The organism is Gandjariella thermophila (assembly GCF_005405885.1).
GTDB lineage: Bacteria > Actinomycetota > Actinomycetes > Mycobacteriales > Pseudonocardiaceae > Gandjariella > Gandjariella thermophila.
The window spans coordinates 84708-99315 of the sequence record NZ_BJFL01000023.1 but is presented as its reverse complement, the minus strand read 5'-3'; the positions used below and the strand labels follow the sequence as shown (position 1 = coordinate 99315).

General features: G+C 71.6%; 15 protein-coding genes. 7 read left to right on the top strand and 8 right to left on the bottom strand.

The genetic code is table 11. The features are described from left to right. Positions 1-170: 170 nt before the first annotated feature. Positions 171-443: a hypothetical protein gene (locus FFT21_RS19745; RefSeq protein WP_225978570.1), complete on the bottom strand. Its 273-nt coding sequence runs from the start codon at positions 441-443 to the stop codon at positions 171-173. A 915-nt stretch (positions 444-1358) separates the two neighbouring features. On the opposite strand from FFT21_RS19745, the gene FFT21_RS19740 reads away from it, so the two are divergent. Next, a complete protein-coding gene (locus tag FFT21_RS19740; RefSeq protein ID WP_137815389.1) occupies positions 1359-1769 on the top strand; it encodes a transglycosylase family protein in 411 nt (136 codons plus the stop codon). Between the two features lie 843 nt (positions 1770-2612). Continuing rightward, positions 2613-3251 (top strand): LysM peptidoglycan-binding domain-containing protein, encoded by a 639-nt coding sequence (locus FFT21_RS19735; protein ID WP_137815388.1) that lies wholly within the window; start codon positions 2613-2615, stop codon positions 3249-3251. Positions 3252-3446: 195 nt separating this feature from the next. Here the strand turns inward: FFT21_RS19735 and FFT21_RS30360 are convergent, their stop codons facing one another. The 4 genes from FFT21_RS30360 to FFT21_RS19720 form a co-directional block, all read right to left on the bottom strand. Next, positions 3447-3581: an SDR family oxidoreductase gene (locus FFT21_RS30360; RefSeq protein ID WP_264081657.1), complete on the bottom strand. Its 135-nt coding sequence runs from the start codon at positions 3579-3581 to the stop codon at positions 3447-3449. Continuing rightward, a complete protein-coding gene (locus FFT21_RS19730) occupies positions 3550-4113 on the bottom strand; it encodes an SDR family NAD(P)-dependent oxidoreductase (protein ID WP_264081656.1) in 564 nt (187 codons plus the stop codon). The genes FFT21_RS30360 and FFT21_RS19730 overlap by 32 nt, the downstream gene beginning before the upstream one ends. 447 nt (positions 4114-4560) lie before the next feature. Beyond that, on the bottom strand, positions 4561-5289 hold the full coding sequence (locus tag FFT21_RS19725; protein ID WP_137815387.1) for a hypothetical protein: 729 nt from the start codon (positions 5287-5289) through the stop codon (positions 4561-4563). 256 nt (positions 5290-5545) lie between these two features. Then, positions 5546-7489: an APC family permease gene (locus tag FFT21_RS19720; RefSeq protein ID WP_137815386.1), complete on the bottom strand. Its 1944-nt coding sequence runs from the start codon at positions 7487-7489 to the stop codon at positions 5546-5548. Between the two features lie 172 nt (positions 7490-7661). Here FFT21_RS19720 and FFT21_RS30355 point away from each other — a divergent pair, with 172 nt between their 5' ends. From FFT21_RS30355 to FFT21_RS19705, 4 genes are all read left to right on the top strand, one after another. Next, positions 7662-7793 (top strand): hypothetical protein, encoded by a 132-nt coding sequence (locus FFT21_RS30355; protein WP_264081655.1) that lies wholly within the window; start codon positions 7662-7664, stop codon positions 7791-7793. Positions 7794-7827: 34 nt separating this feature from the next. Beyond that, positions 7828-8748, top strand: a complete 921-nt coding sequence (locus FFT21_RS19715) for a 2-hydroxyacid dehydrogenase (protein ID WP_137815385.1) — start codon at positions 7828-7830, stop codon at positions 8746-8748. A gap of 49 nt (positions 8749-8797) precedes the next feature. Then, the gene (locus FFT21_RS19710) at positions 8798-10021 is read left to right on the top strand and encodes a GNAT family N-acetyltransferase (RefSeq protein ID WP_137815384.1); all 1224 of its coding nucleotides are present in this window, start codon (positions 8798-8800) and stop codon (positions 10019-10021) included. A gap of 100 nt (positions 10022-10121) precedes the next feature. Next, complete coding sequence (locus FFT21_RS19705; protein ID WP_137815383.1) at positions 10122-10934, top strand: hypothetical protein; 813 nt, start codon at positions 10122-10124, stop codon at positions 10932-10934. Positions 10935-11067: 133 nt separating this feature from the next. Here the strand turns inward: FFT21_RS19705 and FFT21_RS19700 are convergent, their stop codons facing one another. Next, positions 11068-11883 carry an Fpg/Nei family DNA glycosylase gene (locus tag FFT21_RS19700; RefSeq protein ID WP_137815382.1) on the bottom strand — a complete coding sequence of 272 codons (816 nt, stop codon included), beginning with the start codon at positions 11881-11883 and terminating at the stop codon, positions 11068-11070. Between the two features lie 280 nt (positions 11884-12163). On the opposite strand from FFT21_RS19700, the gene FFT21_RS19695 reads away from it, so the two are divergent. Next, positions 12164-13741: a DUF1254 domain-containing protein gene (locus FFT21_RS19695; protein WP_137815381.1), complete on the top strand. Its 1578-nt coding sequence runs from the start codon at positions 12164-12166 to the stop codon at positions 13739-13741. Positions 13742-13752: 11 nt separating this feature from the next. Here FFT21_RS19695 and FFT21_RS19690 read toward each other — a convergent pair whose 3' ends face one another. Both FFT21_RS19690 and FFT21_RS19685 read right to left on the bottom strand, forming a co-directional pair. Next, the gene (locus FFT21_RS19690) at positions 13753-14100 is read right to left on the bottom strand and encodes a hypothetical protein (protein ID WP_137815380.1); all 348 of its coding nucleotides are present in this window, start codon (positions 14098-14100) and stop codon (positions 13753-13755) included. Positions 14101-14112: 12 nt separating this feature from the next. Then, positions 14113-14586: a ribose-5-phosphate isomerase gene (locus FFT21_RS19685; RefSeq protein WP_137815379.1), complete on the bottom strand. Its 474-nt coding sequence runs from the start codon at positions 14584-14586 to the stop codon at positions 14113-14115. Positions 14587-14608: the final 22 nt, after the last annotated feature.

The following is a 14608-nucleotide window of genomic DNA, read 5'->3' as shown; positions in this document are numbered from 1 at the left end:
CAACCGCGTCGACAAGGTGGTCAAGGACAGGGCGAATCGGCGATGATGACGCGGCAGGCATGGTCCCTCGTGACGATCAAGGCGTAGGAAACCTTCATGATCATCACGAGGGCCGTGCCGCCCGAGCATCTCCACGGCGTGTCGCCACCAACATCACTGGTCACGCAGGTCTACAGACGACTTTGCCGGAGCCCTGCCCGCCTGGCCAGCAGCGGCCGATACCACCGCATCTCCAGTTCGTCGACCAACTCGCCGAGAAGCCGGTCAATGCCGTATTCCTCGACCTCGGCCAGGGTGGTCTTGTCGATGCCGGGTGCGCCGTCGTTGTTGCGCACCGCGACCCACGCGCGCCTCAGGACGTCTCTGCGGCAGACCTTGTCCATCAGCGCGTGGAACCGACGTCCGGGATCGGCCTTGGCCGCCCGGTACAGCGCATGCTGCAAGGCACGGACCGGATCACGACCCCGTGATCCCAACGCGGCGGAACTAGCCCGACCGGCACTCACCAGGCCTCCTCCTTGACAACACTGCGCATCGACGAAGCAGCGGCCCTTCCCTCACCGCCGATTGTGTTGTCCGGTCGGCTCCAGCGGTACTACGGCCGCCTCCGACGCCCACCCGACCAGCAATCCACTTCCCGGTTGGTCCGGTTATAGGACGCCACGCTCCGGCAACACCATCCGCAGGTTGCCGGGCCGGGGAGGGCCTCCCCAGTTCCCGCCGCCACTATCGATACGTTCCGCGCCCCATACGCCGGGGAGTTCCTCACGGCTGCGCTTCCAGGCTCTACACCGCTTCCCTGGCCTTCGCCCCGATCTCGAAGGGCTCGGCTCTCCCTTGTCCCACCCACCGGGCGGGCTGAGTAACGACGCCGCAGGCTTCGCTTCACGCTACGGACCGCATCGTCGCTTCCCCTTACAGGGCCTTTGACGCTGGGCTTCGACCCCGCCCGTTTCCAGGCGACACCACCAGCCTGCTACCGGGCCTCCTAGCAGCTACCCGGACCGGACTTCCACCGGCAAGCAACGACGAGCTTACGAACACCAAGGTCCACCGCTACGTCACGGCCAACCTCCTGTTCTGCTGGGCGCACGAGATCACCTCAATACGCACACAATCACTTACAAGAATGGTGATCTGTGTGCCTCGTCACTCGCATTGACTTTCACCGTGTCCGGTTCGTAATGTTCCCGCGTTCCTGCGGTGACCTGCGATCTGCCCCGAGGATCAGCGGCCGCGGACCACCCCGAGCAGCTTCTGGCAGCAATTCCGCTCTCGGCAGTCCCCCCCACTGCCGAGACGGGTCCTGCGCTGCCAGCGGCACAGGCGGGTGTGACTGAAAGGAACCCCGCAAGACGTTGGGACGTCACAGCAACAACCCCGGCAAGACGAAAACCATTCTCCAGCGAACCGGCGCGACAGCCGCTATCGCAGGGATCATTTTCGGTGGTCTCGCCATCGCCGAAGCCGGTACCGCCAACGCCTTCCCCGGCCAGGCCGGACTCGTCAGGTGCGAAAGCGGCGGCAACCCCAAGGCCGTCAACAACACCGCGGCGGGAGTGCAGGCGGGCCGCCCGGCCGGCCTGTTCCAGATCGTGACCAAAACCTGGCTGGCCAACGGCGGCGGCCAGTTCGCCCCGACCGCGGACAAGGCCGCACCATGGCAACAGCAGATCGTCGCGGACCGGATCTACGCCCGCCAGGGTGCCAGGCCGTGGCAGTGCAAGCCCGGCCCCGGACCATCGACGTTCGCCAACTTCGGCAGGTGACCTGTCGAAGGCCGGTGGAAGCGCCCCGCCGTATTCCCTGTGCGGTGGGGCGCATTCCGCCGGAAGTATCCGGACGGACTGTTTGAGGTGACCCGTCGCGTCCGGTGCCAGGTCAGCGGACCGAAGACCCGCCTCGATGGTTTCCGGAGCGGCCGGCCTGTTTCAGGTGCCCTCGCCGTGCCGGTTCCATGCAGCTCGGTCCGCCAACCGAGGGGAACAGTGAGGCGTCGCGGAGCCACCGTGGCCGAACATGCAGGCGGCGCCTCGATCCAGTGCTCTCGCTTCGCGTTCGCGCGGTAGAGGGTCTCGTGATGGTGGAACCGGTCCACCTCCGCGATCTCGCCGTGCAGTGCCTCACCGCGCGTTGGTCGGCCGTCCAGGAGTCCGACCTTCGATCTGTCAGGTCGTGCGCCTCGCGCAGCGTGGCCGGCATGGCGTCGGTGGGCTCGGTCGCCGGGTTCTTCCGTTCTTGTCCTCGGAGGCCCCGGAGCCGGGGGCCCCTGCGCCGTGGTCAACAACAACTCACTTCGTTGGCAGACCCCGTCTTCCGAGGGCGCCACACATCTCTCCAGGACCCGTCTGAGATCAACGCAATGCGCACTCGATCAATGCGCGGAATTACTGATCTGTGGTCCTCGTCACTCGGTTCGTTGACTTTCACCGTGGCCGTTTCGTAATGTGCTCGCACCCCTGCGGTGACCTGCGATCTACCCCGAGGATCAGCGGCCGCGGGCCACCCCGAACGTCACTGATAGCAGTTTCGATCTTGGCAGTACTCGACTGCCACGAGGGATTCTGTGCTGCCAGTGGCAAGGCGGTGTGACTGAAAGGAACCCGCGAAACGTGGGACGTCACAGCAAGCCAAGCAAGACGAAGACCATTTTCCAGCGAACCAGTGCGACCGCGATTCTCGCAGGAGCCACCGTCGGTGGTCTCGCCATCGCCGGAGCCGGTACCGCCAACGCCTTCCCCGGCCAGGCCGGACTCGTCAGGTGCGAAAGCGGCGGCAACCCCCGGGCCGTCAACAACACCGCGGCGGGAGTGCAGGCGGGCCGCCCGGCCGGCCTGTTCCAGATCGTGACCAAGACCTGGCTGGCCAACGGCGGCGGCCAGTTCGCCCCGACCGCGGACAAGGCCGCACCATGGCAGCAGCAGATCGTCGCGGACCGGATCTACGCCCGCCAGGGTGCCAGGCCGTGGCAGTGCAAGCCCGGCCCCGGACCATCGCAGTTCAGCAACTTCGCCAAGCCCGGCGGAACTGCCCCGGTCGTGGCCACCACCCCGGCGTCGGCCCCTGCCCCGCATGCGCCCGCTCCCAGCGGGTCGGGCCCGAGGGGCGAGTACACCGTCGTCGCCGGCGACACCCTGTGGGGGATCGCGCAGAAGTTCCACGTGCCGGGCGGTTGGGTGCAGCTCCAGCAGCTGAACCACATCCCGAACGCCGACCTGATCCTGATCGGGCAGCAGATCACCGTCGGGTGAGCTGCTGGAGGCCGGTGGAAGCGCCCCACCGTATTCCCCCGTGCGGTGGGGCGCATTCCGCCGGAACTCTTGCGGACAGAGGTTGTCGCGGAAATCCGGTGGCGCTGTCCGCGATGGGTAAGGACAGCACGCGACCAGCGCGCCGTATCCCACAGCGCCGACGTGGAGATCCTGGGTCGCGTACAGCACGAACACTCAGACCTGGGCGAAGCCTCCGTCCACGAAGAGTTCGGCGCCGGTGGTGAAACCGCTGGCATCGGTGGCCAGGAAGACCGCGGCCGCGGCCACCTCGTCAGGGTCACCCGTCCGCGCCAGGGGAATGCCGGCCAACGGGGTGTTCCTGAGCTCCGTGGCCTGTTGGTTCGCCCGCGACCGCGGCAAGACCGGGCGTCTCGACCTGGCCTGGGCTGATCGCGTTGACCCGGATACGGCGACCCGCAAGCTCGGCGGCCCAGGTGCGGGCGAAGCCGCGGATGGCGGCCTTGGTGGCGTTGTAGACACTCGTCGCCTCGACGTCCTTGGACGCGGCGACGGAGGCAGGCAGGATGATCGACGCTCCATCCACGAGCAAGGGCAGCGCCTTCTGGACGGTGAACAACAGTCCCTTGACGTTGATACCGAAGACGCGGTCGAAGTGTTCCTCCGTGATGTCTCCCAGCCGGGCGACCTCGGCGACACCCACGTTCGGGAACAGCACATCGATGCGGCCGCTGTCGTCCTTGACCCGAGCGTAAAGGCGGTCGAGGTCCTCGAGTACGGACACGTCGCTTCGTACCGCGATGGCTTCTCCGCCGTCGTGCTGTGCGCTGATCTCGTTCACCGTGGTGTCCAACTCGGCCTGACGTCGGCCGGTGACGAACACGGTCGCCCTTCGGCGGCGAAGCGCCGGGCGGTGGCCGCGCCAATGCCCTCGGAACCGCCGGTGACGACGGCGACCTTCCCGTTGAGCTGACCCATGGGGATCCCTCCCCCAGCCGATGCTCCGCTTGCGCCAGCCCGGTTACCTGGGTCGTTCGTCCTCCGGGCACAGGGCGCACGTCGCTGGGTTGACGCGGTGGTGCGCGCCGAGCGGGGTGGTCGGGTCGTGTGCCGACGAGGTGGTGAGTGCCGGGTGCGAGTCGGCGCGGCCCGAAGGCAGACGCGGCCGGTCCGCCGACGCGTGTCCGGCCCGATCTTCCAGCAGCGGGGCGGCTCAACCTCCACAGTGGACGGTTCGCGTCGAACGACCGGCACGGACGGGTCGGCCGGCAACCGGGGGGCGCATCGGCCGCGCTTCCCCGGAGGAAACGCAGCCGCCTGCTGTGCCGGGTTACTGCCGCTGCGAGATGCCCTTCAGGCACCACTGGCCCTTGGTGACGCCGAGCACCACCTCGGCGGGCACGTTCTGGGTCTGGCCCTGCGCGCTGAGCGTGATGTCGACGGGTGCCACCGCCTCGGTGTCCAGCAACTGCTGCGTCGGGCCCGCCGGCTTGACGGACTGGATCATCTGCATGGCCTGCGCCGGAATCTGCGCGGTCGACTTGCCGTCCGGGCCGTGGCAGGACACCTTCTCCAATTCGTCGGCGTTCTTGCTGGCCAGCGCCGCCGTTGCGGCGGAGGCCTTGCCGTCGGGCTTGCCCGGTCCGCTGAGGAAACCCGGCCAGACGAACGCGCCGAGGGCCAGGACGACGATCAGCCCGACCAGAGCGCCGCCGCCGACCCCGATCAGCAAACCCTGCCAGCGCGCCCTCCGTTGGGTCTCCGAGGTACCGGTGACGTCGGTGGACCCGGTTTCGGCCTGCCGTGCCTCGGTCTGCTCGATCCCCGCCCGCGCCGCCTCGGCGTCCGCCCGCGGCCGCTCGGCGGTGGCCTGTGCCTGCTCGGTACCGCTCTGGGGCTGCTCGCTGTGGGAGGCCCGGACTTCGGTCTCCGGCGCCGCGGAGGTGCCGGCCGGTTGCGTGGCGCCCTCGCCGGACTCGCCCTGATGCTGCGGCTTCGCCTGGTCCTGGCCGGAGCCCTCCTCGCCTGCTGACTTGCCGGACTGCTGCGGATCGGACATCGGACATACCTCCCACGGCGCCCGTGCAGGGCGCCGACGACGCCAGGTGTTCACCCACACGGTCCCTTATGCCGGGAAGCGAAGGACACCTGGGTCCGCTGTGCGGGCCGAGCGACGCCAGCGGCCCGCAACAGGGACCCGAGGACCAGCAGCTGCGCCGGCAGATGCCCGAGAACGGGTGCCGCGAAGCCCGGCATGACGGTGACCAGGATGGCGGCGATCACCACCGCGGTCACGGGGATGGGCAGGTGGCCGGTCAGGTGGCCTTTGCGGGTTTACGGGGTTCGCCGGCCTCGGCGGGTTCACCGGCGGTGAGCCAGCCCTGCTCGCCGCGGCCGATGTGGTACGGGACGTTGACCACGACCACGCCGCGGGTGAACAGCAGCCGGGCCTTGAGCCGGAAGGCGCTCTGGTTGTGCAGCAGGTTCTGCCACCACCGGGGCACCACGTACTCCGGGATGAACACGCTGACCAGGCCGCGCGGGTCCTCCCGGCGCAGCCGGTTGACGTGGTCGACGATCGGCCGGCCCACGTCCCGGTACGGCGAGCTGAGCACGATCAGCGGGGTCTGGATGCCGCGCCCCTCCCACTCCTGCTGCAGCGCCCGGGTCTCCTCCTCGTCGGCGGCCACGGTGACCGCCTCGAGCTGGTCGGGCCGGGTGGCCTTGGCGAACGCGAGCGCCCGCAGGGCGGGCTTGTGCAGCCGGGAGACCAGCACGATCGCGTGCACCCGTGGCGGCAGCGTGGGGGTGCCGCCCTCCGACGCGACCTCGGCCTCGACCCGCTGGTAGTACCGGCTGATGCTGCGCATCACCACGAACAGCACGATCATCGCGGCCACCGCCAGCCACGCCCCGTGCTCCACCTTGGTGGCGAACACGATGACCAGCACCACCGAGGTGACCACGCCGCCGACCGCGTTGACCACCTGGGAGGCGCGGATCCGCCGGCGCCGGCTCGGGTCGTCGACCGAGTCCAGTTCGCGGCTCCAGTGCCGCACCATGCCGAACTGGCTGAGCGTGAAGCTGGTGAACACGCCGATGATGTAGAGCTGGATGAGCCGGTCGATGTTCGCGTCGAAACCGATGATCAGCAGCACGGCGGCCACGGCGAGCAGCAGGATGCCGTTGCTGAACACCAGCCGGTCGCCCCGGTTGTGCAGCTGCCGGGGCAGGTAGCGGTTCTTGGCCAGAATCGAGGCGAGTACCGGGAAGCCGTTGAACGCGGTGTTCGCCGCGAGGATCAGGATGGCGGCGGTGGCCGCCTGGTAGAGGTAGAACAGTGCCGAGGTGCCGCCGAACACGCTGCTGGCGAGCTGCGAGATCACCGAGGGGTTGCCGTCCGGCTCGGCGCGCGCCTGGAGTTTGATGGCGAGGAACGTGATCCCGCCGAACATGGTTACCGAGATCGCGCCCATCATCGCCAGCGTTGCCGCCGCGTTGTGCGACTTGGGTTTGCGGAACGCCGGCACGCCGTTGCTGATCGCCTCGACGCCGGTGAGCGCGGTCGACCCGGAGGCGAACGCGCGGAGCAGCAGCGCCACCACCGCCACGGTGCTGGCGTGCACGGTGGCCGGCAGCGGCTGGGACGCCGACTCGGCCGGCGGCACGCCGTCGCCGAACGCGGCGCGCGCGCCGGCGACCAGGAACATCAGGTAGGTCAGGCCGATGAAGCCGTAGGTCGGGATGGCGAACGCCTTGCCGGACTCCTTGACGCCGCGCAGGTTCGCCAGCGCGATGAGAAGGACGAAGCCGACCGAGATGGCAACCGCATGCGGCGCCCACGACCGGACCGCCGAGGTGATCGCCACCACGCCGGCCACCACGGACACGGCGACCGTCATCACGTAGTCGACCAGCAGCGCGGCCGCCGCGGTCAGCGACGCGGACTCGCCCAGGTTCTCCTTGCTGACCACGAAGGCGCCGCCGCCGCTGGGGTAGGCGTAGCAGGTCTGCCGGTACGAGGCGACGACGATGATCAGCACCAGCGCGACCGCGGCGGCGACCGGGGCGGACAGCGACAGGAAACCCGCGCCGCCGAGCGCGAGGGTGAGCAGGATCTGCTCGGTGGCATAGGCGACCGACGAGATCGGGTCGCTGCAGAACACCGGCAGCGCCAACCACTTCGGCAGCAGCGTCTCACCCAGCCGCTCACTGCGCAGCGGGCGCCCGACGAGCAGGCGCTTGACGATGTCGAACACCCCGACGACCTCGATTCCTCGGCACGACCACCATGGTCACGCATCGGACGTGCGCGGCCCATGCTCGCAGAGCGAGAGCCCCTTGCGAAGGGTGCTCCGGCACACGTCGCGGACAAACGTACCGAATGTTCGCCCAGGTCAGCGGCGGGGCGGCAGCAGAGCGGCCAGTTCCGTGGCGGCCTCCGTCAGCGCGCTGTCGCTGGCGCTCGCCGCCGGGCTCACCATCGTGGTGCGGCCCGCCGCCAGGGCCACCACCCAGCAAATCACCACCACCGGCGCGCCCGTCGACCCCGCCGCACGCTGACCGGGCAGCGCCCCGCGACAAGATGGGGAGAGTGATGCAGGACAAGCCACGCGTCCTGGTGCCGTTCTCGGCCGAGGACCTCGGCGGGTTCCCGGCCGGGCTCCGGGTGGACACCTGGGACGGCACCGGCGACCCGCCGCGCGACCTGGCCGACGTCGCCATGTACGTGCTGCCCTACGCCGGCGGCCAGAACACCACCGACGTGCTCGCCGAGATGTCCGGGCTGCGGGTGGCGCAGAGCCTGACCGCGGGCGTGGAGAGGCTGCTCCCGCTGCTGCCGCCGCACGTGGTGCTGTGCAACGGCAGGGGGCTGCACGACGCCAGCGCGGCCGAGCACGCGCTCGCGCTCATCCTGGCCGCCCAGCGCGACCTGCCCCGCTGGGTGCGGGACCAGGACGCGCACCGCTGGGCGCCGCACTTCACCCGGTCGCTGGCGGGCAGCCGGGTGCTGATCCTCGGCTACGGCTCCATCGGCGCCGCGCTGGACACCAGGCTGCGGGCCTGCGAGGCCGAGGTCGTCCGGGTGGCCCGCGCCCGGCGACCGGCCGAGCACGTGCACGGCATCGCCGAACTGCCCGACCTGCTACCGCACGCCGACATCCTGGTCAGCATCCTGCCGGACACCGACCACACCCGGGGCCTGCTCGGCGCCAAGGAACTGGCCCTGCTGCCCGACGAGGCGCTGGTGGTCAACATCGGCCGCGGCACCGCGGTGGACACCCTGGCGCTGGTCGCCGAGACGGCCAGCGGCCGGCTGCGGGTCGCGCTGGACGTCACCGACCCCGAGCCGCCACCGGCCGAGCACCCGCTGTGGTCCGCGGCGAACGTGCTGATCACCCCGCACGTGGCGGGCGGCTCGGCCACCTTCTACCCGAGGGCGAGGCGGTTCGTGGCCGACCAGCTCCGCCGCTTCGCCGAGGGCCGCGACCTGCGCAACGTGGTGCCCAGGGACTGATCGGGAAATCCGGTCGCCACGGGAAGTGCCGTGGAGTAGGAACGCCGTCATGGCCGACCCGCAGTTCACCGTACGCACGCTGTCCGCCGAGGAGTTCGACGCGTTCCAGGCGGTGGAGAACGCCGCCTTCCTCGCCGACCGGCGCCCGGAGGTGGAGCAGCGGCGCCGGGCGCTGTTCGAGCCGGAGCGCACGCACGGCGCGTTCCAGGCCGGCGAGATGATCGGTGCCGCCCAGGTGTGCACCCGGTCGATGACCCTGCCCGGGGTGGGCCCGCAGCCGGTCGCCGCGGTGACCGGGGTCGCCGTGGCACCCGGGCACCGGCGGCGCGGCGTGCTCACCGCACTGATGCGGGCCCAGCTCACCGCCCTGCACGAGGCGGGCGGCGAGCCGGTGGCGGTGCTGTGGTCCTCCGAGAGCGAGATCTACGGCCGGTTCGGCTACGGCCTGGCCGCCGGGCACGCGCGGCTCGCCGTGCCGGCCGGCGCCGCGTTCCGCCCCGGCGTGCCCACCAGCCCGGCCCCGGTGCGGGAGATGTCCAGGGAGGACGCCCTGCCGCTGCTGGCCAAGGTCTACGACGAGGCGGCCGCGGGGCGGGTGGGCCACCTGACCCGCTCTCCCGCCGCGTGGGCCGCGCAACTCGCCGACGAGGAGTACCTGCGGGACGGCTGCACCAGCTACCGGTTCGCGGTGCATCCGGAGGGCTACGCGGTGTACCGGGCCAAGCCGGCCTGGGGCGACCGCGGGCCCGACGGCCAGCTACGGGTGCGCGAGATGGTGGCCACCACCCCGGCCGGTTACGCGGCGACCTGGCGGTACCTGCTCGACGTCGACCTGATCGCCGAGCTGCGCTGGGAGGTGGCCGCGGTGGACGAGCCGCTGGTCCACCTGCTGGCCAACGCGCGGGCGGCAGTCATGCGGGTGTCCGACGCGCTGTGGGTGCGTCCGGTCGATGTGCCCAGGGCGCTGGCGCTGCGCGGCTACGCCGCGACGGTGGACCTGGTGTTCGAGGTCGCCGACGAGTTCTGCCCGTGGAACGCGGGGCGGTGGCGACTGGCGGTGGACGGCGACGGCCGCGCCGAGGTGTCCCGCACCGACCGCGCCCCCGACCTCGCCCTGGATGTCGCCGACCTGGGTGCCGCCTACCTCGGCGGCACCACGCTGGCCACGCTCGCCGCGGCCGGGCGGGTGCGGGAGCGGGTACCCGGCGCGCTGGCCGCCGCCACGCGGGCGTTCGCCGGCGACCGGCCACCGCACTGCGCGGAGATCTTCTAAGCCGGGTGAACCACCTAGCGGGCCAGCCCCGTGGAACCGGACAGGTAGCGTCACCGTTATCCATGTACACCCAGGACGTGGCCGCCAACCTGGAGGATCCGTGCTTACCGCCGTCGTGCTGGTGCTACTGATCGCGCTGGTGATCGGAGTCGTCATGTGGGGCATGCGAAGGCAGGCCGCCGCCAAGCAGCAGGACCTGGAGGACGCCAGGGCTGAGGCGCGCCGCTGGATCGAGCGCCTCGGCGGCCAGGTCTACAACCTCGACGGCGCCAGCGACCCGGCGGCCAAGCAGGCGCTGGCCGACGCCGGCGAACGGTACAACGCGGCCGGCTCGCAGCTCGACCAGGCGAAGACCCCGGCACAGTGCCGGCTGGCCACACAGACCGCCATGGAGGGCCTGTACTACGTGCGGGCGGCACGCACCGCGCTGGGCATGGACCCGGGTCCGGAACTGCCCGACCTGTCCGGGCAGAACCAGGCCGGCCGGGTCACCGAGGACCGGAAGGTGACGGTGGAGGGCCACGACTACGAGGCGTCCCCGCGGCCCGGCGCGAACACCCCGCACTACTACCCGGGCGGCGTGATCGCCGGCCGCCCGGTACCGCAGGGCTGGTACAGCGAGCCGTGGTGGAAGCCGGCGCTGATCGGCGGCGCCTGGGGCGTGGGCGCGTTCCTGCTCGCCGACGCGCTGTTCTCGGGCATGCACAGCGTGCCGATGGGTGGTTGGGACGCCGGCTACGCCGAGGGCTTCTCCGACGCCCAGCACGACATGGGCGGCCAGGGCTTCGGTGACTTCGGCGGTGGCGGCGACGCCGGTGGGGACGGCGGCTGGGACATCGGCGACGTGTTCGGCGGCGGCGACGGGGACAACTGGGATCTCGGCGGCGGCGGCGACTTCGGCGGCGACTGGTGAGGCACCGGGGTCAGTGGTCATTTCTCGGCGCGCGCCGCGATCGCGTCACCGGGGCTCGGCTCCCTCTGGTACCCGGCGGTGCTCGCGGTGCGACGCCCCGCCACCGCGATCGCGGGGTCTTCGACCGGCGCGCTCAGGCGCGTTCCGGCTGGCAGGTGGGGCACCAGTAGAGGTTCCGGCCGGCCAGCCGGGTGCTGGCCACCGGGGTGCCGCAGACCAGGCAGGGCAGCCCGGCCCGGCGGTACACGTACACCTCACCGCCGTGCCGGTCCACCCGGGGCGGGCGGCCGGTGGCCTCCGGCGTGTGCTCGGGCCGCACCGTGTCGATCCGGCCGGCACGTACCCCGTCCGCCATGAGCGCGACCAGGTCCGCCCACATCGCGTCCCATCGTTCCCTGGGGAGGTCGCGGCCCGGCAGCATCGGGTGGACGCCATGCCGGAACAGCACCTCCGCCCGGTACACGTTGCCCGCGCCGGCCACCACGGACTGGTCCAGCAGCAGCGCCGCGAGCGGCGTACGTGACCGGGAGATCCTGCTGAACGCCCGATCCGGGTCGGCGTCCGCGCGCAGCGGGTCCGGACCGAGCCGGCCGCGCAGCGTGGCCACCTCGTCGTCGGTGAGCAACTCGCACGCGGCCGGCCCGCGCAGGTCGGTCCAGTGTGTCGGGCCGACCATCCGCATGCGCACCTGACCCTGCGGTCGGGCCACCGGCAGCGGGTGCTCGCGGAACGCGCCGTACAGGCCGAGATGCACGTGCACCACCGCGTCCGGGCCGTAGACGTGGAACAGATGCTTGCCGTGCGCCTGCGCCCCACACAGCGTCCGGCCGTCCACTTTGGACGCTCCGGCGGAGAACCTGCCCTGCGGGCTGGTCACCTCCACCGGCGAGCCCCCGTAGCGATCCTGGTGCAGCCTGGCAAGCCGGTGCACCGTGTGGCCCTCTGGCATGGCAGCGCACTTCTCCCGATCATGGCGCGGGATCAGCCGATTCCGGTCGGCCGACCGGATCACCCCGCGCGGCGGTAACCCGATCAGTACAGCATCGTCGGCCACGCCCGGACCCACGCGGCCGGGTCCCCGCCGTGCCGGCCGAGCAGTGGTTCACCCGGTGCGGGTGATGCCCCGGCGAGCGCACCGGCGCACCCTCGGAATCGGCGGAGTGGCCGCGGCGTGGGGTGGGCACTCCGCCCTCGTGTTCGCCCGGGTGCAGCCCCAACCAAGGAGCGCGATGGCGACGAGATCGGCGGCGTCCGCGGGGGAGGTCATAGCCGAGGCCGCGCCACCGACCATTCCGTTGCAGCGGCAGGTGGTGGAGGCCGAGCGGGCGGTGGCCTCCGTGGTGCGGTTCTCCGCGCGCGCGGTGGGCGGCATGGTCGGCGCGGTCCGCCATCCCGGCGCGGTGGTGCAGGCCGCCCGGCAGGTGCTCGACGCCCTACCGATGATCACCGCGTCAGTGAAACCGCTGGTCACCGGGCATTTCGACGACTGGCGCGAGGAGTACGCGTACACCCTGGGCATGCAGGCGTTCGTCTACGGCTTCCCGTGGATGCGGCTGGCCACACTGCGCTGGCGCTGGGTGACCCAACCCGACGATCCGGACTGGACGCCGTACGCCGCGCTCAACCAGTTCTGGCACATGAAGTCGCCGGCCACCGCCCGGCACCGGCCCGGAGGAGCACCCAACCCGGACACCCTGTGCTCGGTCGCCTGGCTGGACCTGCGGGACGGGCCGGTCATCCTGTCCCACCCGGACATGGGTAGCCGTTACTTCTGCTTCCAGCTCGCCTCGATGGACTCGGACAACTTCGGCTACGTCGGCACCCGCGCGACCGGGCCGTCGGCCGGCCGGTTCGCCATCGCCGGCCCGGACTGGGCGGGCGACCTGCCGGAGGGGGTGCGGCGGCTGGAGCCGTCCCGGACACCGTTCGCCCTGCTGCTCGGCCGCACCGCGGTGGACGGCCCGGACGACGTTCCCGAGGTGCGGCGACTGCAGCTGCGCTACCGGCTGACCCCGCTGCGCGACGAGGCCCGGCGGGGCGGCCAGAGCCGGCCGCAGCGTGACGTGTGGACCCCGCCCGACGAGCGGGTGGACCCGCTGGGCTGCTGGGAGACGATGAACCACGCGATGACGGAGAACCCGCCCGAGGCCCGGCACGCCGCGCTGCTGAACCTGTTCGCCACCATCGGCGTCGGGCCGGGCCAGGACGTCTACACCCGGGACGGGGCCACCCGCCGGGGGCTGGTGCGCGCCGCCTACGAGGGGCACCGGCTGCTCGACGACGCGCTCGGGCAGTCGGGCGGGCGGCGGGTGAACGGCTGGCAGTACCCGCCGCCCACGATGGGCCGGGCCGGGCTGCACGACGACTTCGTCACCCGCGCGGCGGTGCAGTGCGGCGCGGGCATCGTCTCGCACGACCCCGAGGAGGCGACCTACCTGATCGGCGCCGCCGACGAGAACGGCCATCCGCTGTCCGGCCGGCACCGCTACGAGCTGCGGTTCACCCCGCACGAGCTGCCCAGGCTGCACGACCGCGGGTTCTGGTCGATCACCGCGTACGACACCGACCACAATCTGGTGGACAACCCCGCCGACCGGTACGCGATCGGCGACCGCACCCGCGACCTGCGTTACGACCCGGACGGCGGGCTGACCCTCTACGTGCGCCGGTACCGTCCCCGCGGTCAGCGCGCGACCAACTGGCTCCCGACCCCGGCGGACGCCTTCTACCTGGTGCTACGCACCTACCTGCCGGGCAGGGAGATCGTCGCGCAGACCTGGAAGCCGCCGCCGCTGATCCCGTGGTGAGCGGCGCCGGGTCACCACCAGGCGACCACCGACAGCGCCGCGTAGCCGGCCGCGCAGCCGAGCGCCACCCACAGCCCCCGGCGCACCGCCGACCGCGGCCGCGGGTCCCGCTTGTGCCGCACCGCCACCACCGGGCCGGCGATCGCCGACGCGCACAGCGCGACGAACGCGTACCCGATGAGCTGCACCCCGATGCCGAGCGCGCAGTCCGGGGGTCGCCCGGCGCAGCCACCGCCCATGGCCGGCACCAGCCACGCCTCGCCGTAGTAGATGGCGACCACCGCGAGCAGCGTGGCCGCGAAACCGATCAGCGGGGTGAGCAGCCAACTCGCCGGTGGCCGCGGCGGATGGTCCCGCACGGGTGGGCCGGGTCAGCTCGCCGGCAGCGTGGGCGGCTTGCCAGTCTGCTCGTACTCGTCGATCAGGCGCAGCCGGCGGATGTGCCGCTCGCCCTCGGAGAACGGGGTGGCGAGGAACGCCTCCACGATCGCGGTGGCCTCCTCGGCACTGTGCATGCGCGCGCCGATGCCCACCACCTGGGCGTTGTTGTGCTCCCTGGCGAGCTTGGCGATCTCGGGGTTCCACGCCAGCGCCGCGCGGCAGCCGGCCACCTTGTTCGCCGCGATCTGCTCGCCGTTGCCGGAACCGCCGATCACCACGCCCAGGCTGCCCTCGTCGGCCACCACCCGGCGGGCCGTCTCGATGCAGAACGGCGGGTAGTCGTCGTCCGGGTCGTAGGCGGTGGGGCCCACGTCCACGACGTCGTGGCCGCGCCCGGTCAGATGCTGGACGAGGTGGGCCTTGAGTTCGTAGCCGGCATGGTCCGATCCGAGGTAGACACGCACGGCGCGAAGTCTGCCATCCGGA

Coding starts and splice junctions, on each gene's coding strand:
- FFT21_RS19725 (WP_137815387.1), bottom strand. CDS start 5,289: ATGTCCGATCCGCAGCAGTCCGGCAAGTCAGCAGGCGAGGAGGGCTCC.
- FFT21_RS19715 (WP_137815385.1), top strand. CDS start 7,828: ATGCAGGACAAGCCACGCGTCCTGGTGCCGTTCTCGGCCGAGGACCTC.
- FFT21_RS19710 (WP_137815384.1), top strand. CDS start 8,798: ATGGCCGACCCGCAGTTCACCGTACGCACGCTGTCCGCCGAGGAGTTC.
- FFT21_RS19700 (WP_137815382.1), bottom strand. CDS start 11,883: ATGCCAGAGGGCCACACGGTGCACCGGCTTGCCAGGCTGCACCAGGAT.
- FFT21_RS19695 (WP_137815381.1), top strand. CDS start 12,164: ATGGCGACGAGATCGGCGGCGTCCGCGGGGGAGGTCATAGCCGAGGCC.